At 74.6% G+C, this 17,044-nt stretch carries 14 protein-coding genes; 8 read left to right on the top strand and 6 right to left on the bottom strand.

Features of this window, described 5'->3' with window-relative positions; translation table 11 throughout:
• Position 1 precedes the first annotated feature (1 nt).
• Positions 2 to 3,085, top strand: a complete 3,084-nt coding sequence (locus tag ACIQUQ_RS32705) for an FG-GAP-like repeat-containing protein (protein WP_403983342.1) — start codon at positions 2 to 4, stop codon at positions 3,083 to 3,085.
• Between the two features lie 74 nt (positions 3,086 to 3,159).
• Here the strand turns inward: ACIQUQ_RS32705 and ACIQUQ_RS32700 are convergent, their stop codons facing one another.
• Together ACIQUQ_RS32700 and ACIQUQ_RS32695 are read right to left on the bottom strand one after the other, a co-directional pair.
• The gene (locus ACIQUQ_RS32700; RefSeq protein ID WP_403983340.1) at positions 3,160 to 6,174 is read right to left on the bottom strand and encodes an SBBP repeat-containing protein; all 3,015 of its coding nucleotides are present in this window, start codon (positions 6,172 to 6,174) and stop codon (positions 3,160 to 3,162) included.
• A gap of 130 nt (positions 6,175 to 6,304) precedes the next feature.
• On the bottom strand, positions 6,305 to 6,919 hold the full coding sequence (locus tag ACIQUQ_RS32695) for a DUF2867 domain-containing protein (RefSeq protein ID WP_403983338.1): 615 nt from the start codon (positions 6,917 to 6,919) through the stop codon (positions 6,305 to 6,307).
• A 98-nt stretch (positions 6,920 to 7,017) separates the two neighbouring features.
• Here ACIQUQ_RS32695 and ACIQUQ_RS32690 point away from each other — a divergent pair, with 98 nt between their 5' ends.
• Positions 7,018 to 7,578: a TetR/AcrR family transcriptional regulator gene (locus ACIQUQ_RS32690; protein ID WP_403983335.1), complete on the top strand. Its 561-nt coding sequence runs from the start codon at positions 7,018 to 7,020 to the stop codon at positions 7,576 to 7,578.
• A gap of 121 nt (positions 7,579 to 7,699) precedes the next feature.
• Positions 7,700 to 8,608 (top strand): aminoglycoside phosphotransferase family protein, encoded by a 909-nt coding sequence (locus tag ACIQUQ_RS32685; protein ID WP_403983333.1) that lies wholly within the window; start codon positions 7,700 to 7,702, stop codon positions 8,606 to 8,608.
• Between the two features lie 85 nt (positions 8,609 to 8,693).
• On the opposite strand, the gene ACIQUQ_RS32680 is transcribed toward ACIQUQ_RS32685, so the two are convergent.
• Positions 8,694 to 9,911 carry a serine hydrolase domain-containing protein gene (locus tag ACIQUQ_RS32680; protein ID WP_403983331.1) on the bottom strand — a complete coding sequence of 406 codons (1,218 nt, stop codon included), beginning with the start codon at positions 9,909 to 9,911 and terminating at the stop codon, positions 8,694 to 8,696.
• Positions 9,912 to 10,268: 357 nt separating this feature from the next.
• Here ACIQUQ_RS32680 and ACIQUQ_RS32675 point away from each other — a divergent pair, with 357 nt between their 5' ends.
• Positions 10,269 to 10,508, top strand: coding sequence for a chaplin (locus ACIQUQ_RS32675; RefSeq protein WP_403983329.1), 240 nt, complete (start codon positions 10,269 to 10,271; stop codon positions 10,506 to 10,508).
• A 231-nt stretch (positions 10,509 to 10,739) separates the two neighbouring features.
• The gene (locus tag ACIQUQ_RS32670) at positions 10,740 to 12,008 is read left to right on the top strand and encodes a hypothetical protein (RefSeq protein ID WP_403983327.1); all 1,269 of its coding nucleotides are present in this window, start codon (positions 10,740 to 10,742) and stop codon (positions 12,006 to 12,008) included.
• Between the two features lie 81 nt (positions 12,009 to 12,089).
• Here the strand turns inward: ACIQUQ_RS32670 and ACIQUQ_RS32665 are convergent, their stop codons facing one another.
• Positions 12,090 to 12,599, bottom strand: a complete 510-nt coding sequence (locus ACIQUQ_RS32665; RefSeq protein ID WP_403983325.1) for an O-acetyl-ADP-ribose deacetylase — start codon at positions 12,597 to 12,599, stop codon at positions 12,090 to 12,092.
• 114 nt (positions 12,600 to 12,713) lie between these two features.
• On the opposite strand from ACIQUQ_RS32665, the gene ACIQUQ_RS32660 reads away from it, so the two are divergent.
• Positions 12,714 to 13,115 (top strand): DUF1992 domain-containing protein, encoded by a 402-nt coding sequence (locus tag ACIQUQ_RS32660; RefSeq protein ID WP_403983323.1) that lies wholly within the window; start codon positions 12,714 to 12,716, stop codon positions 13,113 to 13,115.
• A gap of 27 nt (positions 13,116 to 13,142) precedes the next feature.
• Here the strand turns inward: ACIQUQ_RS32660 and ACIQUQ_RS32655 are convergent, their stop codons facing one another.
• Together ACIQUQ_RS32655 and ACIQUQ_RS32650 are read right to left on the bottom strand one after the other, a co-directional pair.
• Positions 13,143 to 14,318, bottom strand: a complete 1,176-nt coding sequence (locus tag ACIQUQ_RS32655; RefSeq protein ID WP_403983321.1) for a DUF6745 domain-containing protein — start codon at positions 14,316 to 14,318, stop codon at positions 13,143 to 13,145.
• 85 nt (positions 14,319 to 14,403) lie between these two features.
• Positions 14,404 to 14,730, bottom strand: coding sequence for a hypothetical protein (locus ACIQUQ_RS32650; RefSeq protein WP_403983319.1), 327 nt, complete (start codon positions 14,728 to 14,730; stop codon positions 14,404 to 14,406).
• Between the two features lie 205 nt (positions 14,731 to 14,935).
• On the opposite strand from ACIQUQ_RS32650, the gene ACIQUQ_RS32645 reads away from it, so the two are divergent.
• Both ACIQUQ_RS32645 and ACIQUQ_RS32640 read left to right on the top strand, forming a co-directional pair.
• Positions 14,936 to 15,898 (top strand): STM4015 family protein, encoded by a 963-nt coding sequence (locus ACIQUQ_RS32645; RefSeq protein ID WP_403983317.1) that lies wholly within the window; start codon positions 14,936 to 14,938, stop codon positions 15,896 to 15,898.
• Positions 15,856 to 17,043 (top strand): STM4014 family protein, encoded by a 1,188-nt coding sequence (locus tag ACIQUQ_RS32640; protein ID WP_403983315.1) that lies wholly within the window; start codon positions 15,856 to 15,858, stop codon positions 17,041 to 17,043. Before ACIQUQ_RS32645 ends, ACIQUQ_RS32640 begins: the two co-directional genes overlap by 43 nt.
• The last annotated feature ends 1 nt before the right edge of the window (position 17,044 follow it).

Genomic DNA, 17,044 nt, shown 5'->3' with positions numbered 1-17,044 from the left:
CTTGCCCCGTCACACCCGCGCGCGCCGCGCCGTCCCGGCGCTGCTCTCGCTCGGCCTGCTGGCCGCCACCAGCGCCTCGTTCGCCGGCCCCGGCACGGCGGCCGCCGCCGCCACCGCCGTGCCGCCGGTCACCGAGCTCGTCCTGGACGCGCCCGACCCGAACGCGGAGCCCGGCGACGACCGGCTGCTCGCCTCCGGCACGACCGGCTTCCTGCACGTCCCGCCGGGTGCCGACGCCCCGGTCTGGACCCGGTACGCCGGCCTCGTGAGCGTCCCGCTCCCGGCGACGGCCCCCGTCCCGGCGAGCCCCTCCCAGGGCTGGTACGGCCAGGGCGCCGACCTGGTCGCCCTGCCGAACGACGACGACCCCGAGAGCCTGACCCTCTGGCGCCCCGACGGCTCCGCGCCGGTCACGGTGGACCTCCAGGGCCGGGTGTACGTGGGCACGTTCGGCTCCAGCGTGATCACGCAGGACTTGTCGACCTCGGCCGTGGTGCTGACCGACTTCCCGTCCGGCGAGCGGCGCGACCGTACCATCACCGGACTGCCGCAGGGCGAGACCGTCAGCGTGTACGTGTGGCCCGGCGGCGCGGGTGACACGGCGGGCGCGCTGCTGAAGTACCGGGTCAGCGAGGAGGGCGAGTTCGACGACACCCGCGCCGGGTACGTCGACTTCGCCTCCGCCGTCTTCACCGACGCCTTCGACGCGACGGAGGAGGCGATGCCCCTGCTCGACGGCACGCGGGCCGGCCTACTGGACGGCCCCTACCTGGTCACCAAGGGGCGCACGGCCATGACCGGCCCCGCCAAGACGGTCTCCTTCGAGGAGGAGAACAGCGAGCTGTACCAGCCGAAGTCCGCCGCCCTGCTCGGCGACTGGGTGCTGATCCACGGCGAGTACGAGGCCCTCTACGCCGCCCCGGTCGCCGGCGGCGCCGAGCGCACCGTCCTCCCGGCCGCCCTGACCAGCCTCGTTCCCACTCCCGACGGCCGCGTCCTCGCGGTCGGCGGCACCAACGCCGCGGACTGGTGGGTGCAGCGCATCGGCAGGGCCACCGACGGCACGCCGCTGCCGGCGAAGCTGGCCCAGGTGCCGGGCCCCGGCTACCGCAAGACCGGCATCGCGATCAGCCGCGGCGTGCTGCGGGTGGCCGAGGACCACAACAGCACCGCCACCGACCGCACCAGCGTCTGGAAGATCGGCAGCTCGCCCACCGCCGGCCTGACGGCCTCGGCCCGCACCGCGGGCACCGAGACCGACGCCCCCTGCCCGGTCTCCTCCGTGAACTGCACCCCGCTGTGGGGCAACGCGGGCTCCGGCGGCGACGTGGTCCAGTACCGCGCGGACGTGGAGGGCGAGCGGGACCGGGTCAGGGCGCTCGACAGCAAGGCGTTCCTGGAGTTCGCCGAGACCACGGGCGGCTCGCTCGTGGACGTGTCCGACGGGTACGTGCTCTTCAACTCGGGCGGGGCGGCCCCGGCCCAGTACGTGGCCGAGTTCGGCCGCCACCTGCTCAAGCGGTCTGTCCGAACCGCCGCGCTCGACGCCGGTGTCCTGTGGAGCGCCACCTCCACGGCCGGTCGGCTGGAGAAGCGGAGCACGCCCACGAGCAGCCCGGTCACCGTGGAGACCGGCGCGCCCTGCGTGCCCAAGGAGCTCCAGGCCCGCGGCCGCTGGCTGTACTGGAGCTGCGGCAGCACCGGCCCCGCGGGCGTCTTCGACACCGTGGCCAAGACCTCGAAGTCCGTACCGGCCGGCGACGTGCTGCTCGGTGACGGATTCACCGTGCGCCACGACCACACGGCCAGGACCCTCGCCCTGACCGACGCGCGGACCGGCGCCGGCCGTACCCTCGCCACCGGAGTGCCGGTCAAGGGCCTGGCCCTGGACCGGCGCGTGCGCTGGGCCGTCGACGAGTTCACCAACCTGGTGGCCTGGGTCGACGCCGACGAGAAGGTCCACGTACGGCCGGCAGGCATCGACCCGTCGCCGCTCACCGTGACGGAGAGCGGCTCACCCGGCACCGTCGACCCGAGGTACGCCCCCGTCCGCTGGGACTTCCTGCTCAGCCGCCCGGTCACCTCCTGGACCATGACCTTCACGGACCTGGCCGGCACGCCGCTGCGGACCCTCACGGGTGGCGCGGGCCCCGGCCGCCTCGCGGTGGACTGGGACCTGAAGACCGCCACCGGCGCCTACACCCCCAACGGCGGGTTCCGCTGGACCCTCAAGGCCGTTCCGTACGGCACGACGGCGGCCGTCTCCGTCGCATCGGGCACCGGCAGGGTGTCCGGCGGCGGCCCCGCCCCGCACGACTACGGCAACTTCGAGCAGTGGCCCGACGGCACGGGCGACGTCCTCGCCCACACCACCACCGGCGGCCTCCGCTTCGTGTACGGCGACGGGAAGGGCACGTTCCACGGCACCGCCACCGGCTCAGGCTGGCCCGCCGGGATCCGCCCCGTACCGATCAAGGACATGAACGGCGACCGGTGCAACGACCTGCTGGTCCGCAACGCGGCCGGCGAGCTGCGCCGGTACACCCCCTCCTGCGGCAAGACGGTCACCCCGGCCACCGCCAACAAGCTCGTCGGCACCGGCTGGAACCAGTACGACGTGCTGACCTCGCCCGGTGACGTGACCGGCGACGGCCGCGGCGACCTGGTCGCCCGCAACGCCTCCACGGGCGCCCTGTACCTGTACGCCCGCAACAGCGACGGCGTGTTCGCGGCGCGGACGCAGGTCCCGGGCGCCTACAAGGGCTATAAGCGGATCACCGGCGCGGGGGACCTCGACGGCGACGGCCACGGGGACCTGGTCCTGCACGACACGGGCAACGAGCTGTGGCGGATGAGCGGCCTGGGCGGCGGGAAGTTCGCCGCCCCCGTGAAGCTCGCCGACAACTGGGGCACGGCGTACAACGCCCTGGCCGGCGTGGGCGACCTGACCGGTGACGGCCGGGCGGACCTGATCGCCCGCGACACCTCCGGCGTCATCTGGCGCTACGCGGGCACCGGAAAGGGCACCTTCGGCTCTCGCGTCCAGATCGCCACCGGCTGGCAGGTCTACGCCGGGCTGTACTGAGCCGGGCTGTACAGGGCGAGGGCGGCACCCCGGCTTCGGCAGGGGGGCCGCCCTCGGTCCGTTCGAGCGGGAGGCTACGCCTCGCAGCCGCGTCCCGAAGAGGGGTTGCGGCAGGTGTCGGTGCCCGAGCCGCCGTTGTTGACGTTGGTTCCGGCGCCGCCGTCGAGGGAGTCGGCGCCCGCGCCGCCGCCCAGTTCGTCGTCACCGTCGCCGCCGAGCAGGGTGTCGCTGCCACCGCTGCCCGTCAGGGTGTCCTGCCCGGCGCCGCCGTCGAGCCGGTCGTCGTTCCCGCCGCCGTTCAGGCTGTCGTTGCCGGCGCCGCCGCAGATCCGGTCGTTGCCGCCCCGGCCGTTGACGTTGTCCGCGCCGTCACCGGCGATGATGACGTCGTCCCCGGACGTGCCGCTGATGCGGTCGTTGCCGGCCGTGCCGGTGATCGTCGCCGGGAGCCCGAAGCACAGCGCGGGGCCGGGGTTGCCGGGGGTGAGGGTGGTCGTCTCCTGGACCCGGTTGTTCGCGGGGTTGGGGTCGGACGGCCACGGGACCTCCGCGGTGTCCGTCGCCGAACCGGCGGCGACCGCCGTCGCGTTGACGGTCACCGTCCTGCTGCTCCCCGCGTCGAGCGTGCCGAGGTCGCACACGACCAGGCCCACCACCTCCTCGACGCAGCTGGCACCGCTCGCCGAGGTGAAGTCCAGCAGGTTCGTGGGGAGTTCGTCGGTGAGCGTCACGCCGGTGGCGGCGGCGGGGCCGAGGTTGTCCACCCTGATCGTGTAGGTCACCGTGCCGCCCACCGCCACGGGGTCGGACCCCTGGTCGGACTTGGTGACCGCCAGGTCCGCGTCGGGGGTCTCGGTCACCTTGGCCACGAAGGCGTCGCTTGCCCCGCCGTGGGTCGTGGAGGGGCCGACCACCGTGGGGAAGGGCGGCGTCAGGCTCCCGGTGGCGTAGGTCTCGCCGACGACGTAGGCGCTGCCCGCGGAGTCGACGTCGACGCCGGAGCCGAGGTCGTCGGAGATGCCCCCGAGGTAGCCGGCGTACTGGAGGAGCGCGCCGGAGGGTGCCACCTTGGCGATGAAGGCGTCCCACACGCCGCCGCCGTGCGTCACGTCCGGGCCCCGGTGCGCAGGGAAGCCCTGCGCGACGGTCGTCCGCCCGACGACGTAGGCGGCGCCGTCCGCTCCCACGGCCACCGCCCGGCCGAGGTCGTCGGCGTCCCCTCCGATGAAACCGGAGTAGACGAGGCCGGTTCCGTCGGGCCGCACCTTCGTGACGAACGCCTCGCTGCCCTGGCGGGGCGTGGTGGCGGGCCCCGTCACCGCGGGGAAGCCGGAACCGGACCTGGTGTCACCGGTGAGGTAGGCGGCGCCCGACGCGTCGACGTCGATGCCCCGGCCCGAGTCCTCCTCCGTCCCGCCGAGGTAGCCCGCGTAGCCCAGGCCCGCCCCGCCGGAGTCGATCCTGGCGACGAACACGTCGTTGCCGCCGTTGTGGGTCAGGTCGGGACCCACGGTCTCCGGGAAGGTGCCCTCGTTCGAGGCGGTCACACCGGTGACGTACGCCGCCGCGCCGGACGGCGCCACGGCGATCGACTGGCCCGCGTCGTAGGTGTCGCCGCCCAGGTACCCCGAGTAGAGGATGCCGCTGCCGGCGCTGTTCACCGCCGTGACGAAGGCGTCGTAGTGGCCGTTCTGCGTGAGGTCGGGTCCCACCGCCACCGGGAAGGTGGCCTGGGCCGAGTCGGTGTACCCGGTCACGTAGGCGTTGCCCGCGGCGTCGACCGCGACGCCGTTGGCGATGTCCACCCGGTCGCCGCCGATGTAGCCGGAGTACACCAGGGCCGAGCCGGTCGGGTCGACCTTGGTGATGAAGGCGTCGTAGAGGAAGCCGTTGTAGAGGCCGTCCGGATCGGGGCCGCCCACGACGGGGAACGACGTGGCGGTCGAGGAGGTGTAGCCGGTGACGTAGGCGGCGCCCGAGGCGTCGACCGCGACTCCCTGGCCGATGTCCCCGGCGGTCCCGCCGATGTAGCCGGCGTAGACCAGGGTGGCGCCGTCGGGAGCGACCTTGGCGATGAAGGCGTCGGTGCTGCCGTTGTACGACAGGTCGGGGCCGGTCCCCTCGGGGAAGGTCCCCGCGTCCGAGGCGGTCTCCCCGGTGACGTAGGCGGCACCCGAGCCGTCGACCTCGACGTCGTAGGCCGCGTCGGCGCCCGCGCCGCCGACGAACCCGGAGTAGGCGAAGGTCACCGGGTCGATGACCAGCGGCCGGGTCCGGTCGTACGAGCCCAGGTCGAAGCCGTACGTGAAGACGTCCTCGTGCTTCGACAGCCGGAACGCGCTGCGCACCTCGGTGCGGCGTCCGCCGCCGCTCCCGGGCTGGTACGTCACCGGCGCCTCGTCGGTGAAGGACCCGGCACCGGTCTCGACCCGGAGCGCCCCGGACCCGTCCACGCTGACGTCGGACGGTCCGCGCCAGGTCATCCGGATGCGGGAGGGATCCGCCCCGGGGTCCACCCGGAACTCGTACTTCATCCGGCCGCCCGAGCCCGAGTAGACGAGATCGATGCCGGGCCAGAGGTCGTTGTAGACCACGCGCTGGTACGCGCGGATGCCGGTGCGCCACTCCTCGGGCGCGCCCTTGAAGTGGCTCACGTGCCCCGGGGCGAGCTGTTCGGCCACGGGCCTGACGGGCCGGGCGCCGTCGAAGCCCAGGGTCAGGCCCCAGCGGGTCCGCTTCTCCCCGGCCCGTGCGCGGAGTTCCGCCACCGGGTCCCGGCCGACCCCGGTCCTCGGGGCCGCCCCGGACGGGCTGGTGACCGCGTACCTGAGCCCGGACGCGCCGAAGCCCACGGAGGCGGTGGCGCCGTCGAGGTAGTAGTCCACGCCCGGGGACGCCTGCCCGCGGTTCTCGACGAACCGCAGCGGCAGCCGGGTGAGGGCCGTCGCGACGCGCTCCTCCTGCCCCGCGGCCGGCCGGTCCGGGGCGTGACGCTCCGTCACGGTCCCCGGCTGTATGGACGCGTACGCGGAGCCGCCTCCTGCCAGCAGCAGACCGAGAACCGCACCGACCGCGGGCGCACGTCGCATGAACCAGCCCTTCCTCGTCCCTTGCCTCCCCCTTCGGGTCCAGGGAACACCAGGACCGCCCGCGCACGGCGTTGCGACGACGGACAGTGACGAGGAGTGCCCCGAACGGCCGGGTACTCGTCACGGTCCGTCAGCGCCCGGCGGACTTGACCCCTTTCGCGCCGTTCGCGCCGTTCGCCGCCCACTCGCGGCCGATGCCGCGGATCAGTGCCGGGTAGACCCCCGCGTACCGGAACGGCTTGATGGCCAGCATGTACAGCGCGCCGAGCCGGCCGTTCGGCTTGACGAGTACGGCCATCTGACCGCGGTACGCGCCGGAGCCGTCCGGTACCCAGCCGATGTGCATCAGCCCGTGCACGGTCCCGTTGCCCATCTCGGCGACCCACTCGTCGTGCGTCTGGTAGACCGAGGTGAACGGGACCGTGCGCAGGTCGGGGCCCCTGTTCCCGGCGCGGAGGTCGGCGGGCAGGCGGTCCCGCAGCGTGGTGATCCGTCCGCCGACGCCGCTGCCCTCCTCGTCCCAGCCGAACCACTCGCCGAGCTTCCAGCGGGCGGCGAAGAGGAAGCGCGTGACGGGCGCCCGGACCGGCTCGCCGGTGCCGCGGGCGAACTGGTCCACCAGACGTGCGAGGTCGTCGGGGCCGCCCGGGGTGGGGAGGGCCCAGACGTCCTCGACCGTGAAGTCCGGGGCGATCTCGCGGATCCGCCAGGGCTGGGAGGTGTGCGCGGACCTGGGAAGTCTCATCAGCCGTACCCCTGTCTATACGATGCCGTATAGATCTACGCTAGCACCGTCTATACGGCACCGTATAGACGGGTGGAGACACCCGAGGGGAGACATCCATGGGCGCGATCCGCACGCCGCGCGGCGCCTGGATCGACGAGGGTCTGAAGGCGCTGGCCGCCGGCGGCCCGGACGCGGTCAGGGTCGAGACGCTGGCCGCCGCCCTCGGGGTCAGCAAGGGCGGCTTCTACGGCTACTTCCGCAACCGGGACGCGCTCCTGGCCGAGATGCTCGACACCTGGGAGCGCGCGGTCGCCGACGCGGTCATCGAGGAGGTCGAGAGCGGCGGCGGGGACGCCCGGACCAAACTCGACCACCTCTTCACCATCGCCGCCGGCGGTGAGCGCCACCCTGCCCTGGGCACCGCGGCCGACCTCGCCGTCCGCGACTGGGCCCGCCGGGACGAGGCCGTGGCGGAGCGCCTGCGCCGGGTGGACAACCGCCGCATGGAGTACCTGCGTTCCCTCTACCGCTCCTTCTGCCCGGACGAGGACGACGTCGAGGTCCGCTGCCTGCTCACCTTCTCCGTCCGGATCGCCGGTCACTTCCTGCACGTGGACCACGGCGGCCGGAGCCGCGGCGAGGTCATGGCGCTGACCCGCCAGTGGCTCCTGCGCTGAACCGCGGGTTGCCCCTGCGTCGAGCCGCCGGTGGCTCCTGCGCCGACCCGCCTGTCACAGCGGCGCGGCCGGGTCGAAAAGCGGTTGACCCCGGTCCGCCGGCGCCGGTCACATGGTCCTCATGATCCCCACGGACGCAGCACCGTCGGCCCCCGGCGGACAGGACATCGACGAGGACCTCGTACGACGGCTCGTCGCCGGGCAGTTCCCCGAGTGGGCCGGACTCCCGGTGACCCGGATCCCCTCCGGCGGCACGGTCAACGCCATGTTCCGGCTCGGCGACCTGATGGCCGTACGGCTGCCGCTGACCGAGGGCGGTGCCGGGGACGTGGGACTGGAGCGCCGCTGGCTGCCGCGCCTCGAGCCCCTGCTGCCCACGCCCGTCCCCGCGGTGCTCGGCGCCGGCCGCCCGGCGGAGGGATACCCCTGGCCCTGGTCCGTGTACGGGTGGCTCGCCGGCGCGAACCCCGAGGCCGGGGCACTCGACGCGCCGGTCCCGCTGGCCCGCGACCTCGCGGCCTTCGTCACGGTGATGCGCGGCGTCGCGCTGCCGGACGCGCCGCCCGCGTACCGCGGCGGGCCGCTCGCCGGGCTCGACGCCGCCACCAGGGCGGCGGTCGAGGAACTGCGGGGGATCCCCGAGGAGGGCGTCGACTGCGACGGCCTGCTCGCCGTCTGGGAGGACGCGCTGGCCGCGCCGGCCTGGGACGGGCCGCCGGTCTGGCTGCACGCGGACCTGATGCCGGGCAACCTGCTGGTCTCCGGGGGCCGGCTGACCTCGGTGATCGACTTCGGCTGCACGGGTGTCGGAGACCCGGCCTGCGACCTCTTCCCCGCCTGGAACCTGCTGCCGGCCGGGGCGCGCGAGGTGTTCCGCGACGCCCTCGGCGTGGACGACGCCACCTGGCGCCGCGGCCGGGGCCGTGCCCTCTCACAGGCCGTCATCGCGCTGCCCCACTACCGGGGTGTGAACGCGCACATGGCCGGCAACGCACGCCACGTCATCCGCGCGGTCCTCGACGGGGCCTGACCCCGGCGGGACCCCGGCACTGCAGGACGTGCGCGTCCCCGGCCCGCACCGGGCCGGGGACGCGCACGCCGTCAGAGGGCCGGGGTCAGCGGCGCTCGGGCAGGTCCGCCTCAGCCGGGTTCACCGAGAACCCGCGCGCCGCGGACCGCGCCGCCGGGGCCTTCTTGCCGCAGAACGCGGGCTCCAGCACGCCGCCCAGGGCCGTGTTGGCGACACCCCGGTTCGAGGTGTTCGCCATCGCGGCCAGGCTGCGCTTGCCGTCCTTGGTCGCGAACGCGTACGTGTAGAAGCCCTGCACGGTGCCGGTGTGCCCGTACACCGAGGTGCCGCACGACAGGTCGTACCGGCGCAGCCCGAGCCCGTAGTGACGGGTGTTCGTGGCATCGGTCGGCGTGACCGTGGTCATGGCGTCCAGCATCGCCGGCTTCAGCAGCTTGCCGCCCAGCAGACCCTTCACGAAGGTGTTCAGGTCGGCCGCGTTCGAGATCATCGCGCCGGCCGACTGGCCCCAGGACACGGTCTGCTCGGTGGAGTCGACCAGCGGCGCGCCCGCCTCGTCGGGGTGCAGGTAACCGCGGGCGTGCAGGCCCTTGATCTCCGTCTGCGGGTGCACGTACGAGGTGTTGCGCAGGCCGAGCTTCTTGATGATGCGGCGGTCGTACTCCTTGGCGACCGGGCGCCCGGTCAGCTTCTCGATGAGCATGCCGACCACCACGAAGTTGGTGTTCGAGTACTTGTACGCGACGCCCGGCTGGGTCGTGCGCGGCTCGGCCAGCGACAGGTCCACCAGCTCCTGGTAGCTGAACTGACGGTTCCGCACGGCCTCGAAGCCCGGGACCGTCTGCGCGAACATCTTCTCCGTGTAGTCCGCCAGGCCGCTGCGGTGGGTCATCAGGTGGCGCACCGTGATCCGCTCGTCCGGCAGCAGACCGGGCAGGTAGCGGTTGACCGGGGCGTCCAGCTCCAGCTTCTTCTCCTGCACGAGCTGCAGCAGCACCACCGAGGAGAAGGTCTTCGTCACGCTGCCGATGCGGAAGCGGGCCTTGGCGTCCATGGCGGCACCACTGACACGGTCACGGACGCCCACGGCACGGCTCTGCGCGCCGTCGGGGCCGGTGAAGCGGGCGAGCGCGCCCGGCGCGCCGTTCGCCATCGCGGAGTTGAGCGCCGCGACGACCCCGTCCAGGTCGGGGGCCGGAGTGGTGGCCCGCGCGGCGGCGGGAGCGGCGGGGGCGGGAGCGGCGTACGCGCCGGCGGCGGGCACGAGACCGCCCACCAGGGCGGCGAGCAGGGTGGTGCTCACGGTCAGGCGTCGATGCGGCGACAGGGACACGTTGGTTCCTCGACTTGATCGTTACGGGTCGGCAGGGCCGCCCACGCGGGGCGGTCGGCCCGTGGGGGCCGGGCGCTGCGCGCCGTTCCCCCCGGGGTCCACTGATCATGAGGGGTGCCGTGGCGGACGGGTTCCTTCCGCTCCTGGCGGGTTCCGGGCGGCGCCCGGAGCGGGGCACGTACTGGGCCGGCCGGGCCCACCCGATCGTGTGGCCTCGCGTGTCCCCGCCGTGGCGCTGAGGGGTGGCCGTTCCGTCAGGGGCCAGGGTGGCGGAGGCCGTTCCCCACGCAGGTGGTGGAGCAGTTCCCCACGCTAGGAGCAAACCCCATGCGCATTCGTACGACCATCGCCGCCGGTGTGCTGGCCGCCGCCGCCCTCGTCCTCGGCGGCGCGGGCGCCGCGTCCGCCGACTCCATCGCCGAGGGCTTCGCGTACGGCTCGCCCGGCGTCCTCTCGGGCAACGTGATCCAGGTCCCCGTCCACGCCCAGCTGAACGTGTGCGGCAACTCGATCAACGTCATCGGCCTGCTCAACCCGGCCGCGGGCAACGTCTGCGTCAACGCCTGACGCACCGCCCCGGCCCGCCCGCCGGCCGCGGGCGACGCCGACGCGCCGCGCCCGGGTGCCCCCGCACCCGGGCGCGGCGTCGTTCACCCCACCGGGAGCCCGCGTACGAGCCTCCCGTACGCAGTCCCCCTGTGAAGTCCCCTCACGACGGGACAACCGCCCCATGCGCCCGGGACGCCCCCCGCCCGAGCATGAGCCCGTCCCGATGAACGGGCAATGACAGGGGGGCACATGAACCACCGCATACGCATCACCCGCACCGGCGGCCCCGGCCCGGCCGGCCGCACCGCCGCGCGCCGCAGGCTGGCCACCGTGCTCGGCGCCGGTGCGCTCGCCGCGTCACTCGTGGCCGGCACCGCCGCCGCACAGGACGCACCCGCAGCCAAACCCGCGCCCGCCGCCCCGGCCGGCGCCACCACCGGGCACACCGGCCCCGTCCCCGGCGGCTTCGCGTCCTGGGCCGACCTGATGGCCCTGCAGAAGAAGCTCGACGCCGCCGCCGACCGCATCACCGCCACCCGCGCGGAGGGCTACGCCGGCATCGTCACCGCACCCGAGAACCGCGAACTGCGCCTGTACTGGAAGGGAGCGCTGCCCGCTCCGGTACGGAACCTGGTGGCCGACATCCGGCGCAGCGTGCCGGTACGGGTGCTGCCGGCAGCCCACACCGAGCGCGCACTCCAGGCCGAGGCGGCCCGGCTCATCCGGCAGCCGGGCGTGCTCTCGGTCGCCCCGGACGCCGACGGCGGCGGCCTCACCGTGGCCACCGCCGGCACCGCGGCCGCGGACGGCCTGACCGCCTCGGTGCCCCTGCGGCGGACGGCCGAGCGCCCCGCACCCGTCTCGCGCGGCGCGGACACCTCGCCGTACTGGGGCGGCGCCCGCTGGAACGGCTGCTCCACCGGCTTCGCCGTGATCACCAGCACCGGCACCTCGGCCATGCTGTCCGCCGGGCACTGCGCCGACGACGGAGCGACCGCCCGCACCGGCGGCGGCATCACCATGGGCACGGTCTCCGGCACCAACAAGACCCGCGACACGCTGCTGGTCAACGCCACCTCCGCGGGCCGCATCTACGACGGCGGCGTCGGCACGGGCGAGTTCTCCAAGCCCGTGGCCGGAGCCCGCCGCAGCTACACGGGCGACTGGCTCTGCGACTCGGGCGCGTACTCGGGCGCCGTCTGCAACATCCAGGTCAAGGCCACCGGCCAGTGGATCAACATCGGCTACAGCGTGGGCCCGGTGGTCCGCGCCGAGCAGGTCGACCACGTCGCGCCGGTCGGCAACGGCGACAGCGGCGGCCCGGTCTTCGAACTCGACTGGCCCGACCACCCCGAGCGCGTCATCGCCAAGGGCACCAACACCGCGATCGACCTCAGCACGCAGGCAGCCTGCCAGGGCGTCCCGGAGAGCGCGAGCCGGCGCTGCGCCTGGCGCTTCTACTACGCCGACGTGATCGGCGCCCTCACCTCCTACGGCGCCCGCATCGCGACCGGCTGACCCGACCGCCCGCACCAGGCCGGGCCGCACAGCCGGGCCCGGTCACCCGGGCCCGGACCCCCGGGGCCCGGGCCGGCCGGCTCACGGCACGTGGGCGGCGAAGGCCTCGTAGGCCGGCTCCCCGAAGAGCACGAAGCGGACCTCTTCCACGGAGGTCGGGGTGGCGCGCACCGTCTCGACGGCGATGCGCGCGCCGTGGTCCATCGGCCAGCCGTAGACGCCCGTCGAGATCGCGGGGAAGGCGACGGTACGGGCGCCCAGCTCGTCCGCGACGCGCAGTGACTCGCGGTAGCAGGAGGCCAGCAGCGCGGAGCGGTCCTCCTCGCGCGACCAGACCGGGCCGACGGTGTGGATCACCCAGCGGGCCGGGAGCTTCCCGGCGGTGGTGGCCACGGCTCGGCCGGTGGGCAGGCCCTTGCCGTAGTGGGAGGCCCGCAGGTCGCGGCAGGCGGCGAGGATCTCCGGGCCGCCCCGGCGGTGGATCGCGCCGTCCACGCCCCCGCCGCCGAGCAGGGAGGAGTTCGCGGCGTTCACCACGGCGTCCACCTGCTGTTCGGTGATGTCGCCCCGCACCAGCGTCAGCTCGGTCATCGTCCCTCCCTTGGGGTCTGCCCCTCGGTTCGAGGTCCCTGCGCCTCGCGCGTGCGCTGCTGCCCGAGCCTACCCGCCGGGCCGGGAGCCCGGCGGATTCCGTAGGCTGGAGGCATGACCGAGCGAAAACCACCGGGTGTCAGCTTCGAGTCGTTCGTGGACAAGCAGATCCGCGAGGCCACGGAGCGCGGCGACTTCAAGGAACTGGCCGGCTTCGGCAAGCCCCTGGCCGACGACGCGGCCCCCTACGACGAGCTGTGGTGGGTCAAGGGCAAACTCCACCGCGAGGGCGTCTCCGTCCTCCCGCCCGCGCTGGCCCTGCGCAAGGAGGCCGAGGACGCCGTGGAGGAGGTCGCCGGGGCGAGGACCGAGGCCCGCGTCCGGCAGATCCTCACCGCCGTCAACGAGAAGATCGCCGCGGCGATCCGGATGCCGCCCCCGGGACCGCCGCTGAACCTCCGCCCCTTCGACGTCGAGGCCATGGTCCGGGACTGGCGCGAGACGCACCCGGGCTGAGCCCCGCAGCGGCCCGCGGGCCCCTGGTCAGGTCTCCCGGGACGGCGCGTACTCCGCCGCGTCCAGGCCGAAGGTCCACGCCACCCCCTGCCGTGCGGTGAGGGTCTCCGGCGGTACGCGCAGCCAGTAGGTGCGGCTCGTACCGTCGGGCTCGGGCGTGGAGTTGACCACCTCCACCATCACCACGTCCTCGTCGTCCGGCAGCGGTATCCGCCACAGCACCCCCGTCCCGTCCCGGTGCACCGGCTCGGCTCCCGACTCGTCCAGGTACCGCTCGTAGCCGTAGTGCTCCAGCATCACGCGGCGCAGCTCCGCGTTCTCCTCCTCCCGGATCCGCTCGGGCGTCAGCGTGGCCAGGCCGGACAGCAGATCGGCGGGCACCGGCATCCCGCGCCACGCGTACAGGGCGAAGCCGTCCGGGAAGGCGAGGGCGGGTCCGTCGCCGCGGTCCAGCCGGCCCGCTTCGTCCCGGTGCAGCTCCACGGGGCGCTCGCACACCACGGCCAGCCGCTCGTACGGCCACCACCAGCCCGCGGCCGTGGCCACCGCCGCCACCCCCTCCAGCGGCGTGCCGGCACCCGTGTCGTACGCGCTCAGCCAGGCCGCGTCGTGCTGGCCCAGGACCGCGTCCAGGAGCAGCAGCCGGACCTCCGCCTCCTCCGCGCGGTCCTCCGCCAGCTCCTCGACCAGCCCGGTGCGGATGCGGTCCGCGAGCCGCTCGGTGTTCTCCCACAGGCGGGCTCCGGTCAGGGCCCATCGCCGGCTCCACCCCTGGGGCCCCAGCGTCCCGTTGAGCCGGGCGCGCTCGGCCGCCCAGGGCGCGCTGCGGACCGCCTCCCGTACGCTCCGCCCGCGCGACTCCGTGCCCCAGGGGCCGTCCGGGTCGCCGAGCAGGCACAGCGCGGCCCGCGGCGAGTCGGCCCACACGATGCGGGCGGGCTCGGCGAGTCCGGCCGTCCGGTACGCGAGCCGCACCCCCGCCTCCGCAGCCGCCCGGTCCGCCGGCCCGGTCGCGGCCGCGACCGCCCGCCAGCCGTCCGCCGGCCGGTCGCCCTCCGCGACCCCGTCCGCCGGCGCCGCGCGCCCCGGCCCGACGACCGACACGCCGTCCACCTCGACCTCGTCCACCTCGACCTCGTCCGTCTCGGCCCTGTCCACCTCGGCCCCGTCCACCTCAGCCCCGTCCACCGGTACTTCCGCCATCGCCTTCACCACGTTCAACCCCCTCAGTCCGCCGGCCTGTGGATGCACCGGCCCGCACCGCCGTCCGTCACGTCAGTCCGCCACGTCAGTCCGCCACGATGCGGACCGCGCCCGGCACGTACTCCCGCTGCCGCACCACCCGGTACCAGCCCTTCGGCAGCGGGATCGCGGCGTGCTCCTCGTGCACCACGCGCCCGCCGTCCGGGAGATGGAGCAGCATCGGCCCGAACGGGCCCGGCTCCCGCACCAGTCGGCCAGGACCGAGCACCGCGTGCGCGTGGCCGGTCACCTCGCCCAGCGCCAGTACCAGCCGCCCGCGCCCGTCCCTCGGCTCCTGCGGTGCGTCCGCCGCGTGCGGCGGCACCGAGGCCTCCGCGAGCGGCACGATCAGCACGTCCCCCTGCCGGTACATACGTGTCCCCTTCCCGCACGCCGCCCCGTGCGCCGCGCCGTTCACGAAACGTAGGGCCGGGGTCTGACAACGGGGCCGCACGCGGTCCGGGAGGCGGGGAACGCCGCCGGAACCGCCCCTGCCGCGGCCGTTGTCAGCGCCGCTTGCTACAACTTGCAGGCACGTCGGACGAGGCGTCCGGGACCGAAGAGGAACGGCGGGGACCATGAGTTACGCGAGGCATCTGCGGGAGTCGTACGGACTGCCCGTGTTCGACTTCCCGGAGGCCGAGGACCTGAAGGGCCTGGCCGCGCTGCCCGAGGCCGACGCCGTCGCCTGGCGGATCTCCTCCAACCCCTACGACGCCACCGAGAGCTGGCCCGCGGCCTTCGACCGCTTCACCGCGGCCGTCGACACCACCCGCGTCAAGTCGCTCGTCGTCGGCGCCTGGGAGGAGGCGTACGACCAGGGCCCCGGCGACATCATCGAGGCGCTCCTCGCCGCCCGGGACCGGCTGCCCGCCCTGCGGGCCCTGTTCCTCGGGGACATGGAGTCCGAGCAGTGCGAGATCTCGTGGATCAACCAGGGCGACGTCGGCCCCCTGCTCGACGGGTTCCCCGAACTGGAGGAGTTCGGGGTCCGCGGCGGCAGCGGCCTCGTCATCCCGCCGTTCACGCACGGGCGGCTGCGCTCCCTCACCGTGCAGACCGGCGGCATGCCCGCCGCCGCCGTCCGGAACGTCGCGGCGAGCAGCCTGCCGGCCCTGGAGCACCTCGACCTCTGGCTGGGCACGGACAACTACGGCGGGGACTGCGTCCTGACCGACGTGGAGCCCGTCATGGCGGGCGACCGGCTGCCCGCGCTGCGGCACCTGGCCCTGCGCAACAGCGACATCCAGGACGAGATCGCCACCGCCATGGCCGCCGCGCCCGTGGTCGCCCGGCTGGAGCACCTGGACCTCTCCATGGGCGTCCTCACCGACCAGGGCGGCACCGCCCTCCTGGGCGGACAGCCCCTCACCCACCTCCGCTCCCTCGACCTCCACCACAACTACCTCAGCGACCCGCTGAAGCAGCGCTTCCGCGACACCCTGGCAGGCGCCGGCGTCCGGCTCGACCTCGACCGCGGCCACGCCGACGAGGACGAATGGGACGGCCGCGTCTGGCGGTTCGTCGCCGTGGGCGAATAGCCACCACGGCCGTGACACAGCACACGCCCCCGCGCTGGGCGGTCGTCGGCAACCCGGAGAACCGCCGCGTCGCCCTCTTCGGCCAGGCCCTGCACGACGCGGGGCTGCCCGCGCCCCGCGTCGTGCCCTGGGCCGCCGTCCTGCACGAGGGCGGTGCCGTCTTCGGGCCCGACGAGCTCGTACGCCTCGACTCGCCGGGGGAGAACGCCGAGGTCGACCGGGTCCTGCGCGGACTCGACGACCCCACCCGCGTGGAGGGCGGCGCCCGCTGGTACGCCGGGTTCACCGCGGCCGTACGGTCCCTGACCGGCGGGGTGCGCCTCGACGACCCGGACGAACTGGCCGTGCTCTTCGACAAGAGGCTCTGCCACCGCGTCCTGGACACGGCCGAGGTGCCCGTGCCCCGCTCTCCGACCTCCGGCGGCCTGGCACCGGTCCGGGGCTGGGACGACGTGCGCGCCCTCATGGACGCCCACGCCATGCCGCGCGTGTTCGTCAAGCTCGCGCACGGCTCCTCCGCCTCCGGCATCGTCGCGGTCGAGACGGCGGGACGCGGCCGGATCCGGGCCACCACCGCCGTCGAGACCACCGAGGACGGCAGCCTCCACAACTCGCTGCGGGTGCGCCGCATCACCGGCGAACGCGAGACCGCCGCCCTCGTCGACGCCCTCGCCCCCGACGGGCTGCACGTCGAACGCTGGTGGCCCAAGGCCTCCCTGGGCGGCCGTACGGCGGACCTGCGCGTGGTCGTCGTGGCCGGCCGCGCCACCCACGCCGTCGTCCGCACCAGCCGGTCACCCATGACCAACCTCCACCTCGGCGGGCTGCGCGGCGACCTCGCCGCCGTGGTCGAGGCCGCCGGCCCCCGCTGGGCCGACGCCCTGCGCATCTGCGAGCGGGCCGCGGCCTGCTTCCCCCGCACCCTCTGCGTCGGCGTCGACCTGCTGCCGGCCGTCGGCTGGCGGCGGTTCGCCGTCGCCGAGGTCAACGCCTTCGGGGACCTGCTGCCCGGCCTCACCGGCCTGCCCGGCAGCGGGGCCGAGGGCCTCGACACCTACGCCGCCCAGGTCGCGGCCGCACTCCCGTACGCGCACGGGCGCGCACCCCTGCACCACCACCCGAGGAACCACCGTGCACCAGCCTGAG

The organism is Streptomyces sp. NPDC101118 (genome assembly GCF_044759445.1).
GTDB lineage: Bacteria > Actinomycetota > Actinomycetes > Streptomycetales > Streptomycetaceae > Streptomyces.
Note: the sequence above shows the minus strand (reverse complement) of the source record. Positions and strands in the feature narration are given on the sequence as shown.

Bases quoted from the DNA above. Each gene is read 5' to 3' on its own strand.
- ACIQUQ_RS32700 (WP_403983340.1), bottom strand. From the start codon at position 6,174: ATGCGACGTGCGCCCGCGGTCGGTGCGGTTCTCGGTCTGCTGCTGGCA.
- ACIQUQ_RS32695 (WP_403983338.1), bottom strand. From the start codon at position 6,919: ATGAGACTTCCCAGGTCCGCGCACACCTCCCAGCCCTGGCGGATCCGC.
- ACIQUQ_RS32690 (WP_403983335.1), top strand. From the start codon at position 7,018: ATGGGCGCGATCCGCACGCCGCGCGGCGCCTGGATCGACGAGGGTCTG.
- ACIQUQ_RS32685 (WP_403983333.1), top strand. From the start codon at position 7,700: ATGATCCCCACGGACGCAGCACCGTCGGCCCCCGGCGGACAGGACATC.
- ACIQUQ_RS32675 (WP_403983329.1), top strand. From the start codon at position 10,269: ATGCGCATTCGTACGACCATCGCCGCCGGTGTGCTGGCCGCCGCCGCC.
- ACIQUQ_RS32670 (WP_403983327.1), top strand. From the start codon at position 10,740: ATGAACCACCGCATACGCATCACCCGCACCGGCGGCCCCGGCCCGGCC.
- ACIQUQ_RS32665 (WP_403983325.1), bottom strand. From the start codon at position 12,599: ATGACCGAGCTGACGCTGGTGCGGGGCGACATCACCGAACAGCAGGTG.
- ACIQUQ_RS32660 (WP_403983323.1), top strand. From the start codon at position 12,714: ATGACCGAGCGAAAACCACCGGGTGTCAGCTTCGAGTCGTTCGTGGAC.
- ACIQUQ_RS32655 (WP_403983321.1), bottom strand. From the start codon at position 14,318: ATGGCGGAAGTACCGGTGGACGGGGCTGAGGTGGACGGGGCCGAGGTG.
- ACIQUQ_RS32650 (WP_403983319.1), bottom strand. From the start codon at position 14,730: ATGTACCGGCAGGGGGACGTGCTGATCGTGCCGCTCGCGGAGGCCTCG.
- ACIQUQ_RS32645 (WP_403983317.1), top strand. From the start codon at position 14,936: ATGAGTTACGCGAGGCATCTGCGGGAGTCGTACGGACTGCCCGTGTTC.
- ACIQUQ_RS32640 (WP_403983315.1), top strand. From the start codon at position 15,856: ATGGGACGGCCGCGTCTGGCGGTTCGTCGCCGTGGGCGAATAGCCACC.